This window comes from Streptomyces galbus (genome assembly GCF_005280195.1).
Taxonomy (GTDB): Bacteria; Actinomycetota; Actinomycetes; order Streptomycetales; family Streptomycetaceae; genus Streptomyces; species Streptomyces galbus.
Window position 1 is genome coordinate 1 of the sequence record NZ_SZPR01000039.1, and the last position, 15,739, is coordinate 15,739.

The 15,739-nt window shown below is 73.5% G+C and carries 13 protein-coding genes; 4 read left to right on the top strand and 9 right to left on the bottom strand.

Going from position 1 to position 15,739, the window contains the following annotated elements; genetic code table 11:
* Positions 1-111 precede the first annotated feature (111 nt).
* From E4U92_RS34085 to E4U92_RS34095, 3 genes are all read right to left on the bottom strand, one after another.
* Positions 112-399, bottom strand: a complete 288-nt coding sequence (locus tag E4U92_RS34085) for a DUF4190 domain-containing protein (RefSeq protein WP_137304325.1) — start codon at positions 397-399, stop codon at positions 112-114.
* A gap of 173 nt (positions 400-572) precedes the next feature.
* On the bottom strand, positions 573-863 hold the full coding sequence (locus tag E4U92_RS34090; RefSeq protein ID WP_137304326.1) for an STAS domain-containing protein: 291 nt from the start codon (positions 861-863) through the stop codon (positions 573-575).
* Positions 863-5,059, bottom strand: a complete 4,197-nt coding sequence (locus tag E4U92_RS34095) for a SpoIIE family protein phosphatase (RefSeq protein WP_373311751.1) — start codon at positions 5,057-5,059, stop codon at positions 863-865. The genes E4U92_RS34090 and E4U92_RS34095 overlap by 1 nt, the downstream gene beginning before the upstream one ends.
* 318 nt (positions 5,060-5,377) lie before the next feature.
* Here E4U92_RS34095 and E4U92_RS34100 point away from each other — a divergent pair, with 318 nt between their 5' ends.
* The 3 genes from E4U92_RS34100 to E4U92_RS34110 all read left to right on the top strand — a co-directional run bounded on the left by E4U92_RS34100 (position 5,378) and on the right by E4U92_RS34110 (position 7,701).
* Complete coding sequence (locus E4U92_RS34100) at positions 5,378-5,740, top strand: STAS domain-containing protein (protein WP_137304327.1); 363 nt, start codon at positions 5,378-5,380, stop codon at positions 5,738-5,740.
* Between the two features lie 108 nt (positions 5,741-5,848).
* Positions 5,849-6,742 (top strand): MEDS domain-containing protein, encoded by an 894-nt coding sequence (locus E4U92_RS34105; RefSeq protein WP_137304328.1) that lies wholly within the window; start codon positions 5,849-5,851, stop codon positions 6,740-6,742.
* The gene (locus E4U92_RS34110) at positions 6,739-7,701 is read left to right on the top strand and encodes a sensor histidine kinase (RefSeq protein ID WP_137304329.1); all 963 of its coding nucleotides are present in this window, start codon (positions 6,739-6,741) and stop codon (positions 7,699-7,701) included. Before E4U92_RS34105 ends, E4U92_RS34110 begins: the two co-directional genes overlap by 4 nt.
* A 7-nt stretch (positions 7,702-7,708) precedes the next feature.
* Here the strand turns inward: E4U92_RS34110 and E4U92_RS34115 are convergent, their stop codons facing one another.
* The 3 genes from E4U92_RS34115 to E4U92_RS34125 form a co-directional block, all read right to left on the bottom strand.
* Positions 7,709-9,178 carry a PP2C family protein-serine/threonine phosphatase gene (locus tag E4U92_RS34115; protein ID WP_137304330.1) on the bottom strand — a complete coding sequence of 490 codons (1,470 nt, stop codon included), beginning with the start codon at positions 9,176-9,178 and terminating at the stop codon, positions 7,709-7,711.
* A 180-nt stretch (positions 9,179-9,358) separates the two neighbouring features.
* Positions 9,359-9,955 carry a TetR/AcrR family transcriptional regulator gene (locus tag E4U92_RS34120; protein ID WP_137304331.1) on the bottom strand — a complete coding sequence of 199 codons (597 nt, stop codon included), beginning with the start codon at positions 9,953-9,955 and terminating at the stop codon, positions 9,359-9,361.
* A 10-nt stretch (positions 9,956-9,965) separates the two neighbouring features.
* A complete protein-coding gene (locus E4U92_RS34125; RefSeq protein WP_137304332.1) occupies positions 9,966-10,547 on the bottom strand; it encodes a sugar O-acetyltransferase in 582 nt (193 codons plus the stop codon).
* A gap of 154 nt (positions 10,548-10,701) precedes the next feature.
* Here E4U92_RS34125 and E4U92_RS34130 point away from each other — a divergent pair, with 154 nt between their 5' ends.
* The gene (locus E4U92_RS34130; protein ID WP_137304333.1) at positions 10,702-10,983 is read left to right on the top strand and encodes a hypothetical protein; all 282 of its coding nucleotides are present in this window, start codon (positions 10,702-10,704) and stop codon (positions 10,981-10,983) included.
* A gap of 89 nt (positions 10,984-11,072) precedes the next feature.
* Here E4U92_RS34130 and E4U92_RS34135 read toward each other — a convergent pair whose 3' ends face one another.
* From E4U92_RS34135 to E4U92_RS34145, 3 genes are all read right to left on the bottom strand, one after another.
* Complete coding sequence (locus E4U92_RS34135; RefSeq protein WP_137304334.1) at positions 11,073-12,071, bottom strand: aldo/keto reductase family protein; 999 nt, start codon at positions 12,069-12,071, stop codon at positions 11,073-11,075.
* Positions 12,072-12,131: 60 nt separating this feature from the next.
* Positions 12,132-13,076: an alpha/beta hydrolase family protein gene (locus E4U92_RS34140; RefSeq protein WP_137304335.1), complete on the bottom strand. Its 945-nt coding sequence runs from the start codon at positions 13,074-13,076 to the stop codon at positions 12,132-12,134.
* Positions 13,077-13,163: 87 nt separating this feature from the next.
* Positions 13,164-15,527: an AbfB domain-containing protein gene (locus E4U92_RS34145; protein WP_137304336.1), complete on the bottom strand. Its 2,364-nt coding sequence runs from the start codon at positions 15,525-15,527 to the stop codon at positions 13,164-13,166.
* Positions 15,528-15,739: the final 212 nt, after the last annotated feature.

The window sequence follows — 15,739 nt, forward strand, 5'->3', positions numbered from 1 at the left end:
TGCCCCAGAGCTGACCCCACCGGGAGCCCGACCGGCCCCCGCAACGACACGTGCGGGTGTGCACCCGGTGGTCCGGGGTGCACACCCGCACGTGTCGTGGGGCGGGAGGCGTCAGCCGCCCACGTACCAGCTGATGCCGCCGTTGCTGGCCGCGACAGCCAGGAGGACGAGCCACAGGACGACGTCGATGACACCGAGGACGATGCCGGCCGTCGCCATGCCGGCGCCGTTCTTCACGTTCGCCTGGCGCCGGGCGATCACACCGAAGACGATCGCCAGGGGGCCGAGGACGATGTTCAGGAAGAACAGGCCGATGATGCCGCAGCACAGGCTTGCGATCGCCAGACCGTTCGTGCGCGATCCGGAGGACGCGGCAGGAGAGCTGCCGTAACTCGTCATGTCATACTCCCGGTTGCCGATGGCACGGACCGAACGGGCCGCACGCTCCTTGCTCTTGACTTGACAACCGAATGCCCCTTCGGGGCCGTCTCATGTCAAGCAATCGTCAAGTCCGGTACCCCGCAGGCCCGTACGGGGTGCGCCAGGAGGTCGCCGGAAGAGCGGACGGGCCGTCAGTCGAGACCGTGCACGGTGGCCAGGTCGCTCAGGCCCGACACCTTCAGCACCGGCGCCAGCAGGGGAGTGGCGATCAGCTCCAGCCGGTCGGCGTGGGCGAACAGCACGCTCAGGCCCGCGCTGTCGAGGTACTCCACGTCCGTCAGGTCCAGGACGACCGGACCCGCGGTGGTGGACAGGGCGTCGGCGAGCGCGCCGATGTTGCTCATGTCGATCTCTCCCGAGACGGCCAGGTGGTGCGTGCCGTCCGGTCGCCGGCCGGGGACGAGCGTGAGCGGGGTGGTCATCAGGCGATCCTCGTGTGCAGGTGGACGGTGGTGCCGGCGGCGCCGGGAGTGACGGTGACCTGCTGCATCAGAGAACGCATCAGGGTGAGACCCCGGCCGCGGTGGGCGTTGAGTTCCGGCTGCGGGGCCTTCCAGCGGCCGGAGTCGGTGACGGTCACGCGCAGGTCCTGCACGAAGGCCTCGGCGCGCAGCCGCACCGTCTCCCCGGGGGCGTCCCGGTGGCCGTGCTCGATCGCGTTGGCACAGGCCTCCCCGGCCGCGACCAGCACGTTCTGCACGGTGTGCGGCGGTAGCTGGCACTGGGCCAGCCAGCTTCGCAACGCCTTGCGCACCGGGGCCAGTTGGGCCGACTCGGCGGGGAAGGACATGTCCAGGGGCGCGGGGTGCCGGTACAGCAGCAGGGCCACGTCGTCGTCGTAGCCCCCCGCCGGGGCCAGCCGCGTCATGATCCGGGTCGCCAGGTCGTCCACGGCCGTGTCCCGGCCGTCCTGGACCGCCTCGCTGGCCTGGTCGATGCCCGCGGTCAGCGGACGGCGCCGGCGCTCGACCAGACCGTCCGTGTACAGCAGCAGCGTGCCGCGGGCCGGCATGACGTACTCGGCCTCGGGACGCTCCCTGCCCGGGCGCACCGCCAGGGGCAGCGAACGCCCGTCCTCCAGCAGGTGGGTGGTGCCGTCCGCGTGGGCGAGGATGCCCGGGGGATGCCCGGCGCTGGAGTAGGTCAGCCGGCCGGACTCCGGGTCCAGGACGCCGCAGAACACGGTGGTGCACAGCGCCCCGGGCACCGTGGCCGCGAAGTAGTCGAGCGCCATCAGCGTCTGCGCGGGGCTGGCGTCCTGCAGCAGCAGCGCCCGGCAGGCACTGCGCAACTGCCCCATCACCGTGGCCGCCTGCAGACCGCGTCCGACGCAGTCACCGACGACGATGCCGATCCGGCCGTCGGGCAGCGAGATGGTGTCGTACCAGTCGCCGCCGACCTCCAGCGGCTGGGTGGCCGGCTCGTAGCGGACGGCGAAGCCCTCGGGCAGGCTCGACGGGCCGAGGATGGCCCGCTGCAGCGCGATGGCGGTCTCGCGCTGCTGGTCGATCTGGTGCGCCCGGGTCAGCCCCTGCGCCAGGTGCCCCGCCAGCAGCGTCAGCAGGAGCTGGTCCTCCTCGGTGAACGGCCGGTGCTCGCCCAGGTCGATCCACACCACCATGGGCCCCGTGGGGTGCTCGACGGTGATGCCGGCCCCGGTGGGCTGCGGCACGGAGGTGAGCGCCGGATGCTGCCGCACCTCCGTGATCGCCGTGCGCTGCTCGGCCGGGAGGTCCCGCCAATCCGAACCGTCGGTCGCCGTGAGGGACGGCTCCGCCCCGCCGTCGAACACGGCGGCCAGGACGCACCGGGCCCGCCACAGCGTCTGCAGCTCCTCCAGCGCGCCGGAGAGCGCCTCGGGCAGACTGGTGGCCCGCGACAGCCGGGTGCTCAGCGACGCCAGGGCGCTCTCGCGCTGGATCGCGTAGTGCTCGGCGGTGACGTCACGGAAGGTGCCGACGGTGACCTGGCGCCCCGAGTCGGGGTCCTGGGCGTGCGCGAAGCTGGCGGTCACCCAGACGCGGTGGCCGTCGCGGTGCGTGACGGGGATGGTGTACGAGCCGCTGGGATCGCCCAGAAGCTGGTCGAACGCCTCGCTGACCGCCCGGTGCGCCTCCGGGTCGGTCCGCTCGTCCGGCCACCAGGGGTGGACCGGCGCGTACGGCAGGCCCTGCGGCCCGTACCCGAGGATGTCGGTGAACGCCGCGTTGATCTCGATGACGGCACCCTTGTCGTCGCAGACGAAGAACGCCTCCTGCAGGGAGTCCACGAGGGCGTTGCGCCACCGGGCGTGGTGGGTGCGCAGCCGGGCGAGCTTCACGTTGGCCTCGACGCGGGCCAGCAGCTCGGCGGCGGCGAACGGCTTGACGAGGTAGTCGTCGGCGCCCGCCTGCAACCCCTCGATGGACGCCTCCTGCCCGGCGCGGGCGGACAGCAGCAGCACCGGCAGGGAGGCCGTACGGCTGTCGCCGCGCAGCGCGGCCACGAGCTGCAGGCCGTCCATGCGGGGCATCATGACGTCGCTGACCAGCAGGTCGGGGGCGTTGCGCCGGACGGCCTCCAGGGCCTCCTGGCCGTCGGTGACCGCGTCGACGTGGTAGCCGGCGCCGGCCAGCAGGCGGCCCAGGTACTCGCGCATGTCGGCGTTGTCGTCGGCGATCAGCACCCGGGCCGGCAGACCGACGTCGGCGGGACGGCCGGCCGTGACACCGTCCGGGAGGATCTGCTCCTGCGGTGCGTCGGCCGGCCGGTCCGCCGTGCCCTGGGGCAGCCAGCGCAGGGCCTCCTGGAGGTAGGGGTCCGCGCTGCTCACCCCGGCCGGCACGGTGGCCGCTTGCGCGGGGGCGACGGCGTCCGCCGGCAGGTGGGCGGTGCCGAACGGCAGGTGGATGGTGAAGGAGGTGCCCCGGCCCTCGGCGGACCGGGCGGTGATGGTGCCCCCGTGCAGCGTGACCAGTTCCTGCACCAGCGCCAGGCCGATCCCGCTGCCCTCGTTGGACCGGGACCGGGCGTTCTCGATGCGGTGGAACCGCTCGAACAGCCTCGGCACCTCCGCGGCCGGCACGCCGACGCCGGTGTCCTCGACGGTGACCACCGCCCGGCCGTCCTCCTCGCGCACCGTGACGCTCACGGAGCCGTCGAAGGTGAACTTCAGGGCGTTGCTGAGGAGGTTCAGGATCACCTTCTCCCACATGTCGCGGTCCAGGTGGACCGGACGGCCCAGCGGGCGGCAGTCCACGTGGAACGCGAGGCCCGCCTTGTCCATGGCGGAGCGGAAGACGCTGGCCAGTTCGGCGGTCACGGCGGCCAGGTCGACGGGCTCGTAGCGGGCCTGCATCCGCCCGGCCTCGATGCGGGAGAAGTCCAGCAGCGTGTTCACGAGCTTGCTCAGCCGCAGCCCGTTGCGGTGGATGATGTCCAGCTCGCTGCGGGCCCACGGGTCGTCCGCCAGCCGCCCGCGCAGCTCCGCCAGGGGACCCATGATCAGCGTCAGGGGGGTGCGGAACTCGTGGCTGATGTTGGAGAAGAACGTCGTCTTGGCGCGGTCCAGCTCGGCGAGTTCCTCGGCGCGCTGCTGCTGCGTCTCGTAGCTGCGGGCGGAGCCGACGCCGGACGCGAGGTGCCCGGCCGTCAGCTCGACGAAGCCGCGGTAGCCGTCGTCCAGGGCCCGGTAGCGGTTGAGGCCGGCCACCAGGAAGCCGTAGGGGGCGTTGCCCTGCTGCAGCAGCGGCACGACCAGCGCCTGCCGCGGCGCCTGCGGCCAGTCCCCGCCCGGCAGGTCGGGGAAGCGCCCGTCCTCCAGGTCCACGAGGGCCGTTGCGCCCCGGGAGAGTTCCGCGGCCGGCCACAGGGCGTCCGTGTCCTCGGCGCGCAGCACCGGGACGGCGAGGGGGTGGCCCCCGGGCAGGCCCGTGGAGCCGGCCAGCCGGGACGAGCCGTCCTCGCGGAACAGGTAGGTGAGCGTGAAGGGCAGGTCCCTGCCGTTGCGGGCGAGCTGCCGGCCGGCGAACTCCAGCACCTCCTGCTCGGTGCGGATCACGCTGGGGTCGGAGCCGAGGTCGCGCAGGGTGGCCATGCGCCGCTCGCCGATGACGCGCTCGGTGTCCTCGCTGACCACGCAGAGCATGCCGACCACGGTGTCGTCGTCGTCGCGCAGCGGGCTGTAGGAGAAGGTGTGGTAGCTCTCCTCGGTGTACCCGGAGCGCTCCAGGAACAGCAGCAGGGCCTCGTCCCAGGTCGCCTCGCCGGTGGCCAGCACCCGGTCGATGCGGGGGCCGATGTCGCCCCAGATCTCCGCCCACACCTCACTGGCGGGCCGGCCGAGCGCCCAGGGGTACTTGCGGCCCAGCGTGTCGCGCCGGTAGGCGGCGTTGCAGAAGAAGGTCAGCTCCGGGCCCCAGGCCATCCACATCGGGAACCGCGACGACAGCAGGATGCTCACCGCGGTGCGCAGGCTCTGCGGCCAGTCCGCGGGCGGTCCCAGCGGAGTGGACGACCAGTCCACGGCGGCCAGGCCGCGCCCGATCTCCCGGTCGGCGGCGAACACCTCGGTCCCGTCGGTGGACACCCCGGTCCTGGCTGCCGGCACGCCGTGCTCAGCTTTCCCCGAGTGCGTCACGCCTCGTCCTCCCGTCCACGCGGGTCACTGTGCTCTCCTGCCGCTCGTACTGGTCGGGGTCGGCTGCGACGGTCCCGGCCCGCAGCGCCGGCTGCTCCTGCGAGGCCGTACGACTCCGTAGGATAATCCAGCTCATCCGGGTACCCGACCTGCGTGGGCGTGGGACCGGTGCAGCCCGGCCGCCGTGCAGCGGGCAGCGGCAGGGCAGGGCAGGGCGCGTGGTCCGGCCTCGTCGACGAAGAGCAGCAGCCGCGGCGCAGGGGTACGTACCGTACGGACGTGCCCAGGCCCGCAACCGCCCCCACAGGAGAACGATCGGTGACCGAGATAGAGCGCACTCTGACCATCACGCAGCAGTCCGATCCCCGGGGAGCGCTCGTGGTGCGCGTGGACGGGGAGCTGGACCACCACACCGCGCCGGAGCTCCGTCACGCGCTGGCGGAGATGTCCTTCACCGCGGACACCCCGGTGATCATGGACCTGACGGGGCTGGAGTACTGCGACTCCACCGGCCTGACGGTGCTGATCACGAGCTACCACCTGGCCACGTCGGCGGGCACCACCCTGAGCATCGTGGGCCTGAACCCCGATCTCACCCGGGTCTTCAAGATCGCGGGCATCGACCTGGTCATTCCCCTGCACGCCACCGCCGACGAGGTGCTGGACCGGACGCAGGCGTGAGGGGGCGGCCTGGTGGGGCACGCCGGGCCGCCGGTACGATCGGGTCTCCGGGCGTGGGCGCAGGTCGGCCGTCCCACGTCCACGACGTCGGGGAGCGTTGGGGCTGAGGTGGCCGCGGACACGGGCAGGGACCTGCTGGTGCAGGACGTCGGGCAGGGCGACCACGTCTGCCTGGCCTTCGCCGACGACGCCGAACAGCGGCACGTCCTGTCGCACTACCTGGCCGACGGCCTGCGGCGGGGCGAGCGGGTGCTCTACTTCGCCGACCGCAACACGCCCGACGAGGTGCTGGGCTGGCTCCCGGCGGCCGGGGTCGACCCCGGCCCCCTGGTCTCCCGCGGGCAACTGACCGTCACCACCGCCGACGACAGCTACCTGGCGTCCGGCACCTTCGACCCCGACACCATGGTGGCGGTGCTGCGCCAGGAGGTCGCCGCGTCCCTCGCGGCGGGCTACACCGGCTTCCGGGTGAGCGGGGAGATGGGCTGGGCACTGCGCGAGGTGCCCGGCGCCGACCGGCTCGCCGAGTACGAGACCAAGGTCAACGCCGTGTTCGCGGAGGGACGGGCCTCGGCGGTCTGCCAGTACGACGCCCGCCTCTTCGGCGCCGAACAGCTGCACGGATTCGACCGGTGCCACCCCTCGACGGCGGAACTGCGCCCCCTGTACCAGGACGCCCGGCTGCGCCTGGTGCCCGCCTTCCGCTCCGGCCACCACGCCCTGCGGGTCGTCGGCACGGTCGACCACACCAGCACCGCCACCCTGGCGGCCGCGCTGGAGACACTCCTGGACCGGCCCGGCGACGTGTACGTGGACATGAGGGAGCTGGAGTTCATCGACCTGGCCGGGGTCCGCGCCCTCGCGCACGCCGCCGACCGCATGGCCGCCGGCCGGCGTCTGCACGTCGTCGACCTGGCTCCCCTGATGGCCCAGGTGGTGCGCCTGGTCGGCTTCGACGACATCCCCTCGCTCAGCGTCGACACCGCGGAGGACCCCGCGTGACGGCTCCCGCCCCGCACCGTCCCCCCGAGGGGCTGACGCACCAGGGCCTGGTCTACGGCAGCGACGAGGAGTTCCTCGCCGCCACGGTCCCCTTCTGCCGTGAGGGGCTGGCGCGCGGCGAGGCGGTCCTGGCGGTGACCACCGGCACCAACATCGGGCTGCTGCGCCGGGCGCTGGACGACGTGAGCGGCCAGGTGGAGTACGCCGACGCGCAGGACTGGTACCAGCGCCCCGGAGCCACGCTGGGCGCCTACCACCGCTGGGTCGACCGGCGTACGGCCGGCGGCGCCCACCGGCGGGTCCGGGTGATCGGCGAGCCGGTGTGGCGCGGCCGGGACGCGCTGGAGACCGCCGAGTGGACCCGCTACGAGTCCGCCGTCAACGTCGCCTTCGCCGACTGCGCCGCCTGGATCATCTGCCCCTACGACACCCGGGTGCTGCCGCCCGCCGTGGTCGCGGACGCCCACCGCACCCACCCCGAGCTGGCGACGGACGGAGCCGCCCTCGTCAGTGACCACTACGCGGACCCGGCGGACGCCGACAGCGTCTGGAGCCGGCCGCTCGCGCCCGTACGGGCAGAGGGGGAGGACGCCGTGCTGTCCTTCGGAGCCGACCTCACCGACGTGCGGAGCTTCGTCGCGGACACCGCGACGGCCCTGGGCCTGACGCCCCACAAGACGCCGACGCTGGTCTTCGCGGTGAACGAGGTCGCCACCAACGCCGTCCAGCACGGCGGCGGCGCCGGCCGGCTGGTCCTGCGGCGGTGCGGCCCGCGCATCGTCGCCGACGTCGTCAGCGCCGGCCCGTCGCACGCCGCCTGGTACCTCGGCTACCTCCCTCCCGACCCCCGGCAGCCGCGGGGCCACGGCATGTGGGCCGTCCGCCACCTCTGCGACCTGCTGGAAGTGCACACCGACGACGGGGCGACGACGGTCCGCCTGCACGTGGGCCTGGACTGACCCCCCGTCAGAGGTCCGCCGCAGCACTCCTCGTCGAGGTCGTGGCCCCCGCCCGGAGCGGGGAACCGGCCCGACCCGCCGGCACGGACATCGCCAGCAGCGCGACGTCGTCCTCGGCCCCTTCCAGCGTCTGGGTCCGCAGCAGTTCGACGGTGTCGTCCACCAGGTCCGCCGCTCCGCCGGCCGTCGGACGTCCCGCGAGGAACGCCTCCAGCCCCTCCCAGCCGAGCCACCGGTCGGTGCCCGTACGGACCTCGGGCAGCCCGTCGGTGTACAGCAGCAGGGTGTCGCCGGGATCCAGGCGCAGCGTGGTCGCGGCGAACCGGGCCTGGGGGAACGCGCCGACGAGCATGCCGCCGGCCGGCCGCACGGCCTCGACGACGGTGGGCGTGCCGGTGCCCCCGCCGGTGTCGGCGGGGCGCAGCCGGTAGGCCGGGGGGTGCCCGCCGGTGGCGAGCCGCACGTCGAAGCCGCCGTCGCCGCGCGCGGTCAGCGTGCCGACGACGGCGGTGCAGAAGCGGCTGCCGGCCGTGACGTCCTCCAGGATCGCCTTGTTGAGGACGTCCAGGACCGCGACGGGGTCGGCGGTGTGCTGGGCGGCGGCCCGCAGGGTGTGCCGCACCAGTGAGGTGAGGGCGGCGGCCTCGGGGCCCTTGCCGCACACGTCGCCGAGGAAGAACGCCCACTCTCCGTCCCGCAGCGCGAAGACGTCGTAGAAGTCGCCGCCGACCTCGTGGGCGGACGCGGTGTGGTAGTGGCAGGCCAGCTCCAGTCCGGGCACCGTCGGCAGGGCGGGCGGCAGCAGGGTGCGCTGCAGGGCGGAGGCGAACGCGGCGATGGACGAGGCGTCCTTCTCCGCGCGGATCCGTGCCGCGCGTTCCACCTCGGCCAGCTTCGCCTGGGCGGCGGCGCGTTCGCGCTCGTCCCGCACGGCCTGCAGGGCGGACAGCCGCAGTTCGAGCTCGTCCATGACGATGTCGGCGAGCTCGGTCAGCAGCGCGGTGTCCCGCGGGCTGATCGAACGCGGTGCGGTGTCCAGGATGTTGAGCGTGCCGAGCCGGTGTCCGTCGCGCGTCACCAGGGGAGCCGCCGCGTAGAAGCGGATTCCCAGCGACCCCGTGACGAGGGGGTTCCCCCGCGCCACGTCGTCCAGGAGGGTGTCGGGTATGACCAGGGCGCCGTCCTGCAGCACCGCCGACGAGCACAGCCCCAGGTCGCGGCCGACCTCGCGGACGCCTTCCAGACCGTGCGCGGCCTTGAACCAGATGCGGTCCACGTCCACGATCGTCACCGTCGCGAGCGGCACGTCGAACAGGCGTGCCGCGAGTGCGGCTATGCGGTCGAAGGCCCCGTCGGGCGGGGTGTCGAGGATGTCGTAGCGGCGCACCGCCTCGATCCGTGCCGCCTCCGCGTCGGCCGCCGCCGGCGGTGGTCCGAGGCGCGAGGGCGCCTCGCTCTCCCACGCCCCCTCAGTCATGCGTCACCCGCCTCGTCAGCGAGCGGGCAGCCGTGCTCGTGCGCGCGGGGCGGTGCGCCGGGGCGCCCCGTCTCGCCGCCGAGGGGAACTCGAGCGCGAGCAGCGCCACTTGCCTCTCCCACGTCGTCGCCTGACGGCCGGTCGGACGTCAAATAGTTGTCGCCGGACAAATATATCGCTTCATGACGAGGAGTCACCCGGGGCGGGGCCCGCGCCGCCCCGGATCGCGTGCCGGCCGGCCGTGGTGATGCGGGTGACGGCCTCCAGGGTCAGGGCGTGGTCGTGCGGCTCGGTGTCCAGGGCCCGGTGGAGGGTCAGGCCCTCCACGAGCGCGTCGAGCTGGCGGGCCGTGTCCGGGTCGAAGTGCCGTTCGAGGTGGACGCGGCTGCGGCGCATCCACGCGTGGGTCAGCTCCCGGTAGGCGGGCCGGCGGGCGGCGAGGGTGTACAGCTCCTGGGCGAGGACGAGGTCGCGCCGGCTGCCCTCGGACAGGGCGTGCACGAGGTCGGCCACGGCCCGGCGGGCCTGGTCGGGATCGGCCGGACCCGCGAGGTGGGCGTCGAACACGGCGGCGATGTGGTCGGTGAAGCGGCCGAACGCCTCGCGCAGCAGGTCGTCGATGCCGTCGAAGTGGTACGTCATCGACCCCAGCGGAACGCCGGCCCGCGCGGCGATCCTGCGGTGGGAGACGCGGGCGATGCCCTCGTCGGCGATGAGGTCGAGGGTGGCGTCGAGGATGCGCTCACGGCGCCGTGGGTCGGTGTGTCCGGTGGCCATGGCGGCGGGGCTACAGGTTCCGCACCGGCCGGGCCGGGTTGCCGACGGCGACGACGTTCGGGGGGACGTCCTTGGTGACGACGGAGCCCGCGCCGATGACGGAGTCGTGCCCGATGGTGACCCCGGGCAGCACGATGGCTCCGCCGCCGAGCCACACGTTGTCGCCGATCGTGATCGGCCGGGCGGCCTCCAGCTTGTCGCGCCGCGGTCCGGGCTCCAGCGGGTGCGTGGGGGTGAGTAGTTGGACGTTCGGGCCGATCTGGCAGTCGGCGCCGATGAGGATGTCCGCGACGTCCAGCGCGGTCAGGTTGTAGTTGACGAAGGTACGGGCGCCGATGCGGATGTTGCTGCCGTAGTCGACGTACAGCGGGGGCCGGACGTGCGCCTCCTCGCCGAGGGCGCCGAGCAGTCGGGCCAGGAGGGGCCGGGCGGCGTCCGCGTCCTCGGCGTAGGCCGCCTGGTAGTGCGCGGCCAGCCGGACGGCCCGCTGCTGCCTGCGGGCGATCTCGGGGTCGTCGGCGATGTAGAGGTCGCCCGCCCGCATGCGTTCCAGGTTGCTGCGCGGGTCACCCGCGAAGTGGTCGGTCACCATGCGTACGATCGTACACTCGGAGCGTACGATCGTACGCTCCGAGCGGCGGCGTGGGCGTTCACCGGGGCGGACCGCCGTTACCCGGGCCGGGCCGTGGACGTTCTCCCAGCGGCGCCACCTGCGGCGCCGTCACGAGACGAACGGAGCGATCTTGATGCGTGGGACGAAGCTGGGAGCGGTCACGTTGCTGGCCGGTGCCGCGATGCTCGGCGGCGGTACGACGGCCACGGCGGCCCCGCAGCCGGCGGACGCCGCGACGAGCGGCCTCGCCGGCCTCGCCGCGCCGGTCGTCGGCGAGCCCGTCGCCGAGGCGGTCGGGGCGGTCGGCGAACCGCTGGTCGAGGCACTGGTGCCGTGCCCCGCGCCGTGGGCCGGGCCGGGCCTGAACATCAGTGAGCAGTACCTGACCTGTGTGGGCGGTGCGCTCGCCGACTGACCGCGTCGACCGGCGATCGCGCGGAGCCCGCGCCGGCCTCCCGGCGCGGGCTCCGCGCTGCTCGTGCCCGTGCGCCCCGGCGCGCCGGGTCAGCGGTGCTTGACGCCCGGACGGGCGCCCGAGGCCAGGGTGGGCCCGGTGACGGGGACGTCGCCCAGGGCCCGGTCCACGGCGGCCAGCAGGTCGTCGGACAGCTCCACCCCGGAGGCCGCGGCGTTGGCGTGGACCTGCTCGGGCCGCGAGGCGCCGGTGATGGCGGAGGCGACCTCGCTGCGGCGCAGCACCCAGGCCAGTGCCAGGGTCGGCATGCTCATCCCCGCCTCCTCGGCGAGCGGCACCAGGCGCTGGACGGCTTCCAGGGTGGCGTCGCTGTACACGAGGTCCTGCGACACCGCCATGTCCGCACTGGCGAACCGGCTGCCCTCCGGCACGGGCTGCCCGGGCTTGTACTTGCCGGTGAGCACGCCCTGGGCGAGCGGCGACCAGACGATCTGCGAGATGCCGTGGGACGCGCACAGCCCGAAGACCTCGGCCTCCGGCGCCTGCCACAGCATCGAGTACTGCGGCTGAGAGGAGACGAACAGGTCGGGTCCGGCGACGTCGAGGGCGGCCCGGATCTGCTCGGGCGTCCACTCGCTGAACCCGATGTAGCGGGCCTTGCCCTGGTCGACGACCTTCTGGAACGCCTCGACGACGTCCTCGACCGGAACTCCGGGGTCGAAGCGGTGCGCCTGGTAGAGGTCGACGTGGTCGGTCCTGAGCCGGGTCAGGGAGGCGTCGATCTGTTTGGCTATCTGGTCCGGGGCCAGACCCTGGTCGGCCGGGTCGTCCGACATCGGGAAGTAGACCTTGGTGGCGAGGACGTAGGAGTCGCGGGGGTGGGCCGAGAGGATCTCGCCCCACGCGGTCTCGGCGGCGCCCTGCCCGTAGACGTTGGCGGTGTCGAAGAAGGTGATGCCCGCGTCGAACGCCGCTTCGGTGCAGGCGCGGGTCCGGTCCGCCTCGATGCCGCCGGAGTAGGTGAGCCAGGACCCCAGCGAGATCTCCGAGACCTCGAGGTCCGAGCTGCCCAGTGTGCGGTAACGCATGTGGCTCCCATGGGTCGCGGTCGACTGTGGTCCGGCCCCGGGTTCCCGCCGAGCCGCGCCCTACGTCGACTCGACCCGTCCTACCGCGCCGTCCCCGGTCGTCAGCGCCTCGCACGCGGCCGGCCAGCCGGGGTCGCCGGGCCGGAAGCGGCTGTGCAGCCAGGCCGCGGTGAGGCGGCCGAGGGCGGCGACCCGCCCGGGGTTCTCGTCGGTGGTCTCGGCGGCGTCGTACCCGGAGATCCCGCCGAGCAGGTGCCCGGCGCCGAAGAGGGTGAGCAGCGTCTTGGGGGCGGGGGCGAGCCGGTAGGGGTCGGCGTGCCAGTCCGGGCCGACGTCGGTGAAGTGCCGGGAGTCGTCCTCGTCCCCGGCGACGACCAGGGCGGGCGTGGTCATGGTGGAGAAGTCCGTGGACCGGAAGAACGGCACCCACCCGGCCCTCGGCCCGTTGAGGGCGTCCCCGCCCCTGCCCGGCGCGGCGAGCAGGACGCCCGCGCTGATGCGGGGCTCGGTCAGGTCGACCACCTCGCCGGTGTCCGGGTCGGTGGCCCGGGCGCCCAGCAGCAGGCTCGCGGTGTGGCCGCCCAGCGAGTGCCCGGCGACCGCGATCCGGTCGTGGTCGACCCGCCCGGCGAGCTGCGGCACGGTCTTCTCGATCGCGTCGAGCCGGTCGACGAGGTCGCTCATGTCCCGCGCGCGGGAGCGCCAGAAGAACGGCGCCCCGGGGGCGTCGGCGAGCCGGTGGCTCAGGGTGCGGGAGCTGAGGTGGGTGGGCTGCAGGACGACGAACCCGGCCGCCGCCCAGAGCTGGGCGAGGGGCGCGTACCCGTTCAGCGAGGAGAGGTGGTGCGAGCCGCCGTGTCCGTGCGAGAGCAGGACGACGGGCAGGGCGGTCCCGGTCACCGGAGCGGTGACCCGGACCTCGAGGTCCACGGGCCGCCCGGGCACGGACAGGACCACCGGGCTGTACGACAGCACGGCGGGGGTGTGGTCGGTGGGTGCGTTCACGGCAAGGAGATCCCTTCAAAGCGGAACGTCGTTCCGGAAGTATCCGGAGCGACGTTCCGCTTTGTCAAGGGTTCCCGCTGCCCGGGGTCACGGGGCCCAGGGGTTCTCCACGGCCCAGGTGGTGTCCTCCGTGAAGGACGCCGGGTTGTCCCAGGCGTGGGCGCCGCCCGGGGTGGCCAGCCACAGTTCGGCGTTGATGTGGCGCAGGTACTGGCCGGGGAAGTTCGACGCCATCAGCCGTACGCCGCCGCTGCCGGGCACCGCGCACCAGGTGGCGTCGGCCCGGAACAGGTCCGTGCCGTCGCCCGGGTCCTTGCGGACGCGGAAGTCGCGGTGGCGCAGGTACTCGCCGGGGTAGTTGCGCGACTCGAAGGAGTAGCAGGAGGAGTCGGCGAGGCCGGGCACGATCCGCCAGGTGGCGTCCTGCTTCAGCAGGTCGGTGCTGGAGTCGTTCACCACCTCGGTGTAGCCGAGGCCGTCCCGGTGGCGGGCGTAGCGGTCGGTGAAGCCGGGGGTGGTGACCCGCAGCGACCTGTACGCGCCGGTGGGCAGGGTGACCCGGGGCGCGGGGGAGCGCGAGGCGTCGATCAGGGCCTGGTTGGCCGCCCTGACCCGGGCCCGGTCGACCTTGACCACCTGGCGGTCGTACGTGAGCAGGCCGTTGGCCTCGTTCTCGACGTCCGTGATCTCCGTGTAGACGGACGCCGACAGGCCGGCCGGCATCTGCTGGAGCCGCAGGGCGTCCAGGAGGCCGGTCAGGCGGTCGTTCAGCCGGGCGGTGGTGGCCTGGTCCTCGTAGCTGAAGCCGCCGCCGGGGTACCACTCGTGGCCGGCCACCCGGTAGCCGAGGCCGCCGTACTCGCCGAGGACGGCCGCGCGGGTCGCGGTCGGCGCGGTCACCCCCGGGCCGACGTACACGTGGTGGTCGACGACGTCCCCGTTGCCGCCGTCCACCGCGCCGCAGCAGTTGACGCCGCTCATGTTGTCCACCAGCCGCGAGGGGTCGTACGCCTTGATGTCGGAGGCGATGCGGGCCTGGTCGTACTGGCCCCAGCCCTCGTTCTGGTCCACCCACATCACCAGCGCGGGGGAGCTGCGGTGCTGGTCGACGACCCGGTGGAACTCGCTCTCCCACTGGGTGCGGGCGGCGGCGCCCGGGGTGCGCAGGTCCATGGCGGGCATGTCCTGCCAGACCAGCAGTCCCAGCCGGTCGGCCCAGTAGAACCAGCGCTGCGGTTCGACCTTGATGTGCTTGCGGACCATGTTGAACCCGAGGTCCTTGTGCGCCTGCAGGTCGTACCTCAGGGCGTCGTCGGTGGGCGCGGTGTAGATGCCGTCGGGCCAGTAGCCCTGGTCGAGGGTGCCCGTCTGGAAGACGAACCTGCCGTTCAGGACGGGGCGCAGCACGCCGTCGACCTTCGCGAGGGCGATGGAGCGCATGCCGGTGTAGCTGCCCACGGAGTCCACGGTCGCGGCGCCGGCGAGCAGGTCGGCCCGGACGTCGTAGAGGTAGGGGTCGTCGGGCGTCCACAGGTGCGGGCTCGGCACCGGCACGGTGAAGGTGCTGCCGACCGGTCCGGTGGCGGTGCCCACCGCGGTGCCGCCCGCCGAGACCGTCACCCGTGCGGTGTGCCCGTTCACCCCTGCGCCCAGGACGGTGACCCGGAGCGTGCCGTTCGTCAGGTCGGGCACCAGGTCCAGGCGCGTGATGCGCGCCGCCGGGGTGGGCTCCAGCCACACGGTCTGCCAGATGCCCGAGGCAGCGGTGTAGAAGATGCCGCCACCGGAGTGGGGCGTGACGTCGTTGACGCGCTGCTTGCCGATGGCTTGATCGCCGTTCTGGGTCGGGTCCCAGACGGAGACGACCAGGGTGTTGGTGCCGGAGGTCAAGAGGTCGGTGATGTCGTAGGAGAAGGCGTCGTAGCCGCCGCTGTGGGGCGTGCCGGCCTGCTGTCCGTTCACCCAGACCGTCGTGCGCCAGTCGCTCGCGCCGAAGTTGAGCTGGACGCGGCGGCCGCTCCAGCCGGCCGGGACGGTGACGGTGCGCCGGTACCAGAGCCTGTCGTCCTGGGTGATCTTGCGCTGGATGCCCGAGAGGGCGGACTCGGCGACGAACGGCACCCGGATCTGCTGCGGCCAGGCCGTCGGCGGGCCCGCGTCCACCGGGGTCACCGCGAAGTCCCAGAGGCCGTTGAGGTTCAGCCAGTCGGAGCGGGTGAGCTGGGGACGCGGGTACTCGGGCAGCGGGTGGTCGACGGGGACCTGGGCGGTCCAGGGCGTCGTCATGGGGGAGGGCTTCGGGGTCCAGGCGGCCGCCTGCGCCGCCGCGCCGCCGGCCGAGGTCAGCGCGGCCAGGCACAGCAGGGCCAGGGCGGCGAACAGGGCGGCGGCGGTGGAGCGCCGGGGGCGGGGGCGGGCGGTGTGCGGGTCCGGTTGCGGTGACGAGCCCATGGTCTGCTCCTCGAGGGCGTGGGGGCGGAGCGCTGACGGGAGTACTGGCAGGTGCATGACACGACCGGTGACGGACGGGCGGGCGCGCGGGGGAGAAGGGGCGGTGCGACGACTGGAAGAGTCGGGTCCGACCCTGGTTTTACATCGTTGCAAGGAGGCTGTAAAGGGTCGCCGCGAGAGCTGTGGGAGCGGGACGGGCGGCCCGACCCGCC

Bases quoted from the DNA above. Each gene is read 5' to 3' on its own strand.
- E4U92_RS34085 (WP_137304325.1), bottom strand. From the start codon at position 399: ATGACGAGTTACGGCAGCTCTCCTGCCGCGTCCTCCGGATCGCGCACG.
- E4U92_RS34090 (WP_137304326.1), bottom strand. From the start codon at position 863: ATGACCACCCCGCTCACGCTCGTCCCCGGCCGGCGACCGGACGGCACG.
- E4U92_RS34115 (WP_137304330.1), bottom strand. From the start codon at position 9,178: ATGACTGAGGGGGCGTGGGAGAGCGAGGCGCCCTCGCGCCTCGGACCA.
- E4U92_RS34120 (WP_137304331.1), bottom strand. From the start codon at position 9,955: ATGGCCACCGGACACACCGACCCACGGCGCCGTGAGCGCATCCTCGAC.
- E4U92_RS34125 (WP_137304332.1), bottom strand. From the start codon at position 10,547: ATGGTGACCGACCACTTCGCGGGTGACCCGCGCAGCAACCTGGAACGC.
- E4U92_RS34130 (WP_137304333.1), top strand. From the start codon at position 10,702: ATGCGTGGGACGAAGCTGGGAGCGGTCACGTTGCTGGCCGGTGCCGCG.
- E4U92_RS34135 (WP_137304334.1), bottom strand. From the start codon at position 12,071: ATGCGTTACCGCACACTGGGCAGCTCGGACCTCGAGGTCTCGGAGATC.
- E4U92_RS34145 (WP_137304336.1), bottom strand. From the start codon at position 15,527: ATGGGCTCGTCACCGCAACCGGACCCGCACACCGCCCGCCCCCGCCCC.